At 53.0% G+C, this 7,545-nt stretch carries 9 protein-coding genes; 1 reads left to right on the top strand and 8 read right to left on the bottom strand.

What is annotated here, in order from left to right:
• The first annotated feature begins 57 nt into the window (after window positions 1-57).
• On the top strand, window positions 58-3,264 hold the full coding sequence (locus HZB31_07610) for a pyruvate, phosphate dikinase (GenBank protein ID MBI5847798.1): 3,207 nt from the start codon (window positions 58-60) through the stop codon (window positions 3,262-3,264).
• A gap of 52 nt (window positions 3,265-3,316) precedes the next feature.
• Here the strand turns inward: HZB31_07610 and HZB31_07605 are convergent, their stop codons facing one another.
• The 8 genes from HZB31_07605 to HZB31_07570 all read right to left on the bottom strand — a co-directional run.
• The gene (locus tag HZB31_07605; protein ID MBI5847797.1) at window positions 3,317-3,721 is read right to left on the bottom strand and encodes a hypothetical protein; all 405 of its coding nucleotides are present in this window, start codon (window positions 3,719-3,721) and stop codon (window positions 3,317-3,319) included.
• Between the two features lie 114 nt (window positions 3,722-3,835).
• A complete protein-coding gene (locus HZB31_07600; GenBank protein MBI5847796.1) occupies window positions 3,836-4,144 on the bottom strand; it encodes an HNH endonuclease in 309 nt (102 codons plus the stop codon).
• Between the two features lie 4 nt (window positions 4,145-4,148).
• Entirely contained in the window at window positions 4,149-6,179 is a 2,031-nt protein-coding gene (locus HZB31_07595) for a GGDEF domain-containing protein (GenBank protein MBI5847795.1), read from the bottom strand.
• Entirely contained in the window at window positions 6,113-6,400 is a 288-nt protein-coding gene (locus tag HZB31_07590) for a DUF507 family protein (GenBank protein MBI5847794.1), read from the bottom strand. The genes HZB31_07595 and HZB31_07590 overlap by 67 nt, the downstream gene beginning before the upstream one ends.
• A complete protein-coding gene (locus HZB31_07585; GenBank protein MBI5847793.1) occupies window positions 6,397-6,678 on the bottom strand; it encodes a DUF507 family protein in 282 nt (93 codons plus the stop codon). Before HZB31_07585 ends, HZB31_07590 begins: the two co-directional genes overlap by 4 nt.
• A 1-nt stretch (window position 6,679) precedes the next feature.
• Entirely contained in the window at window positions 6,680-6,910 is a 231-nt protein-coding gene (locus HZB31_07580) for a 30S ribosomal protein S18 (GenBank protein ID MBI5847792.1), read from the bottom strand.
• Window positions 6,911-6,946: 36 nt separating this feature from the next.
• Entirely contained in the window at window positions 6,947-7,348 is a 402-nt protein-coding gene (locus tag HZB31_07575; protein MBI5847791.1) for a single-stranded DNA-binding protein, read from the bottom strand.
• The coding region (locus tag HZB31_07570) for a hypothetical protein (protein ID MBI5847790.1) at window positions 7,349-7,545 on the bottom strand (197 nt) is incomplete at its 5' end. It abuts the gene before it with no gap.

The raw sequence follows: 7,545 nt of genomic DNA, 5'->3' as shown, positions 1-7,545 counted from the left end.
TCGCTCAGAAACGAGATACAGAAGGCGCTTGACCGCTACCTTAAGGGCGCTTAGACAATGAAGCGTCTGCTGTCCTTCTTCACAAAGAGAAAAATTTGTCAGCCGCTTCAACAGGCAGATGGACGTGTCGCTCTGAAATACCGGGCATTCAAGACTCTCCTGGGCCACAACCACGCAGCGCTCAGCCGGATTGCCGACCTCGAGCAGATCTATTTCAGCGGCAAGCCCTTCAGCCTCGCCTCGGTCAGGATTCAGTATGAGGCCCTGCTCGAAGGAATCTACGGCATCATACATGCACTGGAGCTTCTTGCCGGCAGGGATTTTGGGATGCTTTCCGAAAAGGTCGCTCTCATCGATGAGTCCATTTTTGAGAACTTCAATCCACGCTGTCTCCTCACAACAAAAAGACTGGTGATTCCTTTCGGGGAAATCGAACCGGAGATGACCGGCACGGTCGGCTCCAAGGCGGTAAACCTCGCCATGATACGGAATGCCCTCAATCTTCCGGTGCCCGATGGTTTTGCGATCACCGCCTTTGGCTTCAGGAGGTTTATCGAAGAGAATAATCTTCTCAGGCCTGTCGAGGAAGAGCTTTCCCGCTATGCATCCGGACCTTCAGAAGAGCATGAAGTCATCTGCCGGAGGCTGCAGGAGATGATCCACGCAGGCCGCATGCCTGAAGACCTTGCGGCAGAAATCATGGCGGCGTTTGATCAACTCGTGACATTGTCAGTCCCGGAGCGAAGGGTTGCCATGCGCAGCAGCGCCGTGGGCGAGGATACCGGAGCAACCTTTGCCGGTCAGTATGAGACCGTGCTGAACGTCACCAGGGAAGGGCTTTTTGACGCATACCGTGAGGTCCTTGCAAGTAAATACTCGCCCCGTGCAATAGCCTACCGCATTCAACATGGACTGGAGGACCAGGAGACACCGATGTGCGTTGCAGCCGTGGTGATGGTCGATGCACGCGCAAGCGGCGTAATCTATACGCTGGACCATGGGCAGGACAGGCAGCCGCTGGTAAAGATCAATGCACTCTGGGGCCTCGGTGAACAGCTGGTCAACGGCAGCACTTCCCCGGATCTCTTTATGGTGAACCGCCAGAGCAGGAAACTTCAGGAGCAGCATATCGCCGACAAACCGTGGCAGCTTGCAGCAAGGGGAGAAGGCGGTACAGAACTGAGAAAGGTCAGCGGGGATGAACAGGCGGCCCCGTCACTGCCTGCGGAGACCGTGCTGAAGCTCGCTGACTACGGCCTGCTTCTGGAGCAGTTTTTTGGTGTGCCGCAGGATGTCGAGTGGGCAGAAAGTCGACGGGGGGAACTCTATCTCCTGCAGTCGCGGCCGCTGCTGCTGCCGCCACTGGCTCCGAAGATTGGCAGGGACATGGGAAGCGGAGAAGTGGCCGTGAAGGAATTTGCAGGCCACCAGGTGCTTATGGCCTCTGGCCTTGCCGCAGCACCCGGTGTGGCAGCAGGGAGCGTTTTTGTTGTACAGACGATGAGTGATCTGAATGCTGTCCCAAAAGACGCCATTCTGGTGGCAAAGACGGCCTCCCCCGAGTATGCCAGGGTTGCCGGTATCATACGCGGCATCATAACCGATATCGGCAGTGTCACCAGCCATATGGCCTCGGTGGCCCGGGAATTCGGACTGCCTGCCCTCGTCGACACGGCAGACGCTACCACACGCCTTAAAACCGGTGATATCATCACCTTGTCGGCTGACAATACCACTGTTTATCGCGGAATCGTACAGGAACTCCTGGATGAAATACGACCCTCACGAAGCCTGATTCAGGACAGCCCGGTCCACCGCAGGATGCGTGGTATTCTCGACAGACTCACCCCGCTAAATCTTGTCGATACAGCGGCTCCAGACTTCTCGGCTGAGGGATGCAGGAGTTATCACGACATTATCAGGTTCACGCATGAGATGGCGGTACGCGCCATGTTTGGCATCGCAGAGGACTCATCAGCCGCAGCCGGTGCGGTCAGGCTTGTCACAACCCTTCCTATCAGCGTCTACCTGATTGATCTTGGCGGCGGGCTTGCCGGCGGCCTGACCTTCTGCGCGGAAGTGACCCCGCAGAAGGTCAGGTCCCGTCCCTTTTCTGCTCTCTGGAGAGGCTTTACCCACCCCGGGGTAAACTGGAAGGGCACCATGAATGTTGACAGCAGTTCGCTGGCCGGAAAACTGGCGGCAACCGCAACCGCTGAATTCGGTGAGCAGCCAGGCGGCAACAGTTACGCGATCCTCTCGGACGACTACCTGAACCTCAGCGTGAAGTTTGCATACCATTTCGCAACGATCGATGCGCTCTGCGGAGACAGCAGCTCCCAGAACTATATATCGCTGCAGTTTTCCGGCGGGGCCGGGGCATACTATGGCCGCTCGCTGAGGGTTCAGCTTATGGCCAATATCCTCCAGCGGCTCGGGTTTCAGGTATCGGTCAGAGGTGACCTCCTTGATGCCTATCTCGCCCGCTATGACATGGAGCAGACCGATGCGATGCTCGATCTTATGGGGCGGCTCCTCGCTTCCGGCAGGCTGCTCGACATGACGCTCACAAGCCAGGAGGATATCAATATTCTCTGTGATGAGTTTTTTAGCGGAAACTATGACTTTCTTCTGAAAAGAACAGACGATCTGCCTCAAAACGTCTATGCCCAGGGAGGTTCATGGCAGCGTCTCGCCATGGATAACAGCGTATATTGCATCCAGGACGGATCCGGCCTGAGCAGACGAATTACCGCACGTCTGGCGGTTGCCCTGGGCAAGGTCATCGGCACCCCCTACTATGAGTTTCTCGACAGCATCGAGGCCTATTACTATTTTCCCCTGGCGATCGTAAAAGAAAGCATGATGTCAGAAGGAAGCGTCAGCGTCAGGATTATGCCCCGTGCCGGAAGACTCGACCGGGCAGGCGGCATTGCCTTCGGCATTCGGGACAGGGAAAATTATTTTGTATTAAGAACAAATGCCCTGGAGGGCAATATTATCCTGTTTGAGTTCATTAACGGTAAACGTTATCAGCGTATAATTGTCGACCGGACCATTGAAACAGGCAGGTGGCATCTACTCGGCCTCGAACTGGAGGGGCGCACAGTCAGAGGGCTCTTCAATGGGGAGCAGCTCATAGCCTACGATACCGAAGCACCTTTGGACGGTTTTATCGGCCTCTGGACAAAATCTGATTCAACCATATGGTTTGATGAACTGGTAATTAAGGATGAGACCGGGGACAGACTTATTCGCTTCTGATCAGCTCTTCCGGAGAGGCTTTTTTATCGGGGTTTCGGCCTGATGGGTCAACTCATGACACAAATGAGATTTCCTGTGCCGCTGCCGCTATGACGAAACACCGGTCAATATTTGAATTCAGGTCGGTCGGTACAAGAAAAAAGCCGGGGCGGCCGGGCTGATACCCCTGTGTTGTACCCACCAGGAGCTCACCGTCTTTGAATACAACCTTAATCCGTCTTCCTGCAATCGGTTTATCCGGCTCAGGATTTTTGTGGTCCTGATAATTGGCATTTCCGGCAAAATCTTTCACAAAGAAGATTGCCTTCAGCTCACTGAGCAAAATCGTTTGGGGAGCAGAACCTGAGACCGTATCCGCCGGGATGAGGTGAAACTGATCCTTGTTGGGCAGGAAATTATTGGTAGTGCCCTTCGCCACTCTGCCGTTTATATAGCGCACAACGATTTTATTTATCATAAATTGTCCTCCCCGGTCCCTCTCTCCAATATTTTACATATTACCCATTGAAAATAAATTGAGTCAATTGTATTGTTCAATATCGCTTCGTTCCGTTGCAATACGCTCCCTGTTCTAAGCCAGTTCGTCCCCAGCCCGCAGGGTATTGAGATATTCCTCCCATTCAATAGGAAGCATATGCTTTTTCTGGTTATTGCACTCCTTGCAGGCAGGCACGCAGTTCCCCCTGGTCGTTTTGCCGCCCCTGACAAGCGGCACAATATGGTCCATGGTCAGCTCCTGCACCGGCAGGACCTTGGCGCAATAGTAGCAGCGGCCCTCTGCAAGCCTCCGCTTCCACCACGGGGAGTGCCTCATCTCACGTGCTTTGGCACGCTCTTTTTTAATTTCGGCTTCGCTCACTTCAGAGATAAAATAGTCCATAGGCTTATCGGATCATCCCCCAGTTGACGCTCTGATTTCTGCCATGATGCTTTGCATGATAAAGCGCCTGGTCTGTCTTTTCGATCAGTTCCTCTTTGGTACGGGCATCAGCAGGCACCGATGCAATGCCGATGCTCATAGTGACCTTCAGGGGGCTGCCATCAGGAGAAAACGTCTCTGCCATGATCGCCTTTCTCAGCCTCTCCGCAATGTTCTTTGCGCCCATGCTGTCCGTCCCCGGCAGAATCACGACAAACTCCTCGCCGCCGTAGCGGGCGGCGGTATCAATATCCCGAATCTCCTTCTGCAGGATCTTCGAAACACCCTTGAGCACAAGGTCGCCTGCAGGGTGGCCATACGTATCATTCACCTTCTTGAAAAAATCTATGTCTGTCAGCAGCAGGGAAAGCGGCGTCTGATGGCGTTCGGACCGTTTCAGTTCCTCGGTCAGTTTCTGCTGGAAGACCCTGTGGTTGCAGAGACCGGTCAGACCGTCTGTGGTCGCCATCCGCTCGATCTCTGCGTGCATCTTGGCGTTGGCAATCGACGTTGCCGCCTGATGGCACATCACCTCAACAAGGCTGATCTGTCTGCTGTCAAGGAATTCTTTCTGCAGTGAGGACATCCCGAAAACGCCGATCAGACCGCCTTCAAAAAAAAGCGGCAGGGCGATCACCGAGCGGACGTCGTCAGTTCTGAACTGCGGGGGCAGCACCTTCAGGGCAAACTGTTTCATGTCACTCACATACTCCTTATGCCTGTTCTCTATGGCAAGACCGGCCAGAGTCCCCCGGAAATCTATCTCTTTCGCCTCCCCGGAAATTTCACCAGGAAAATGCTTTACCTGAAAGCCCTGTACGCCGTGTTCGAAAAAAAATGCATCCCCGGAAAAGGCCTGCCGGGAATAAGAACAGAGCTTACTGATCACATCGTCATAATGGATCGAGGCGGCAAGGCTTGAGCTGAAATCCTTTATGATCCTGAGCGCCGTGATGTCATGCTTGATGATATTGTACACCCGCTCACGTTCCAGTATCTTTGCAATCTGGCCGGAAAACATTGTAACGGTCTTCTGCTCAGGCTCGTTGAAAGCATGGTGACGTGATGTATCAACGATGAGAAGTCCTACGGGTGAGGAGCCTTCCATGACCGGCATTGCAATGACCGAAAGGATCCGTATGTCCTTTATATACCCGATTTCCATCTTCTTTTCATCAACTTCGCCCGAGAAAAAAGGCTTCCGTTCCCTCAGACAGTTCGCCATCACGCCCTTGCCGGTGATGATCATGTTTCCCCTGTCGTCGGTGGAGCACCTCAGGGAAAAGGTGTCGCCATGCGGCACAAAAAAGTGTGCAGAATCGGCAAAAACTGCATGCTTTATCGCATCGAGCAATTCCTGGATATCCTCATCTGCCCTGATCCTGGATGCAAAGTAATGAGATATGAGCTCGTCGCTTCCGAGGGACTCCATCTCCGTGTCCTGCGTTTTGTCCCGCGCAACGGCCCGGATCTTCTCAAGCTCAGCAGCGGCCTTCTCCTTGTCACTGCGCAATCTGCTGACAATAAACGAGGCTACCACTGAGGTAAGGATCAGAAGGAAGGAAAATACCGTTTCCCATACAATGTTTTCTCTGTCTATCGTAAATGACCTTAATGCATTAAACGGTATGAGGACCGCAAGAGGGACGATGATGTTCGGACGGTAAAACCAGTTCAGGGCGACAAGAAAGGGGAAATAAGCAAGCTTGAGCCAGAGCGAACCGGAAACATCTACTACGCCGGCATACAGGAGAAGGCACGCATAGAGGAACTCGATTGCATATTCACGCCTTCTTGCCAGCAGGTGAAACGCACCACAGGCAATAAGAGCAACTGCGGTGAACGGAAACCAGATTCGGGGATATCGGACAGGATATTGAACAAGCAGGCCGGCCCAGGCCGCGACAAGCAAAAAGACAGATGCTCCCCTCAGCCAGTAGCTCTTCCCTTTTTCGTCTCCTCTTCCCTGAAATATTTGTTGTAGAGGACTTCCCATTCAGCGCTACCTTCTACGAGTTTCTTTGAGAATGACAGGAGCTTTTTTCTGACAATCTGGTCGATCTCCTCGCCGATCTTGAGTTCTCCCACGATCGTGCGCTTGATCTCCTTCCTGATCGTTGCTTCTTCCTCCTCATCCATATCGATGATGTCCAGGTCATACAGCTTGTTCAGAAGGATATGGCTGAGATGCGAGACCTTGTCTTCAGAGAGCATCATAGGACCAGATTCCTTTCCTTCACCAATTTCTGTTTGGTCAACTCAAAAAGTCTGCGGTAGTCCATCCGATTGCGCTCGATATCAGTCTCGTGCTTCTTCAGGAGTTCCCGCACCTCGTTGTTCAGTCTGTCCTCAAGCATGAGTTCCTCAAGGATGATCACATCCGCCTGTTCGATAAGCTTTTCAACAGGGATCTTCGGGATGATCATCTCTTTGGCAGTAAGATTTTCGATAATCTTCTTTGCCATGATCGGAACCCATGATTTCGGTATGCGCATCTTATCTCTCGATAAAGGAAATGAGCGCGATACTCCGTGCCCTCATGATCGCCTCGCTCAGCACCCTCTGGTGGCGCGCACACGTTCCGGTCATGCGGCGGGTAAGAATCTTGCCTCTCTCCGTGAGATAGCCTCTGAGGAACTTGATATCCTTGTAATCTACGAAATCTACCTTCTCAGAGCAAAATCTGCAGAACTTTCTTCTCTGGAACCTTTTCTGTGGTGCTGCCATGGTATCTCCTTTTTATTAAATACAGTCGTTATTTTCTTAGAACGGCTCAAGGTCCGTCGTCTCGTCGGGGGGAGGGGCAAAGTCATCAGAGGCACTGCTGTCGTGAGAACCTGCCTCATCCTTCCTGCTCAGAAAACGGACTCCCTGCGCAACGACCTCAAACCGCGACTTCTGCTGACCGTCAGTCTCCCAGCGCTGCTCCTGCAGTCTGCCTTCAACAAGGACAGATTTGCCTTTTGCAAGATACTGTGCTGCGGTCTCGCCCTGCTTACCCCATACGACAACATTAATGAAGAGCGTGTCGTCCTTCATGCTGTCGCCTGACTTATACCGCGTGGTAGAGGCAAGCCTCAAGGTGCATACCGGCGTTCCCTTTGGCGTATACCTGAGTTCAGGATCCTTGGTGAGATTGCCTATGAGTATGACCTTGTTAAACATCTAGGCCTCTTTCGCTGCCTGCTCTGCTTCAACGGCGGCCTGAGCAGCAACCTGGGCAGCAGCCTCTGCCGCAGCCTGAGCAGCTTCCAGCGCCTTGACCTGCTTTGGCCCGAGCTTGATCACCATGAATTTAATGACGGAATCGAAAACTTTGTAAAGCTCTTCCAGTTTCTTGATTGTGGCTGCCGGGGTCTTCA

Source organism: Nitrospirota bacterium (assembly GCA_016235245.1).
Lineage (GTDB): Bacteria > Nitrospirota > Thermodesulfovibrionia > Thermodesulfovibrionales > UBA6898 > UBA6898.
The sequence above is the reverse complement of the archived record's forward strand: the minus strand, read 5'-3'. Positions and strand labels throughout refer to the sequence as shown.

Coding starts and splice junctions, on each gene's coding strand:
- HZB31_07610 (MBI5847798.1), top strand. CDS start 58: ATGAAGCGTCTGCTGTCCTTCTTCACAAAGAGAAAAATTTGTCAGCCG.
- HZB31_07605 (MBI5847797.1), bottom strand. CDS start 3,721: ATGATAAATAAAATCGTTGTGCGCTATATAAACGGCAGAGTGGCGAAG.
- HZB31_07600 (MBI5847796.1), bottom strand. CDS start 4,144: ATGGACTATTTTATCTCTGAAGTGAGCGAAGCCGAAATTAAAAAAGAG.
- HZB31_07595 (MBI5847795.1), bottom strand. CDS start 6,179: ATGGGAAGTCCTCTACAACAAATATTTCAGGGAAGAGGAGACGAAAAA.
- HZB31_07590 (MBI5847794.1), bottom strand. CDS start 6,400: ATGATGCTCTCTGAAGACAAGGTCTCGCATCTCAGCCATATCCTTCTG.
- HZB31_07585 (MBI5847793.1), bottom strand. CDS start 6,678: ATGCGCATACCGAAATCATGGGTTCCGATCATGGCAAAGAAGATTATC.
- HZB31_07580 (MBI5847792.1), bottom strand. CDS start 6,910: ATGGCAGCACCACAGAAAAGGTTCCAGAGAAGAAAGTTCTGCAGATTT.
- HZB31_07575 (MBI5847791.1), bottom strand. CDS start 7,348: ATGTTTAACAAGGTCATACTCATAGGCAATCTCACCAAGGATCCTGAA.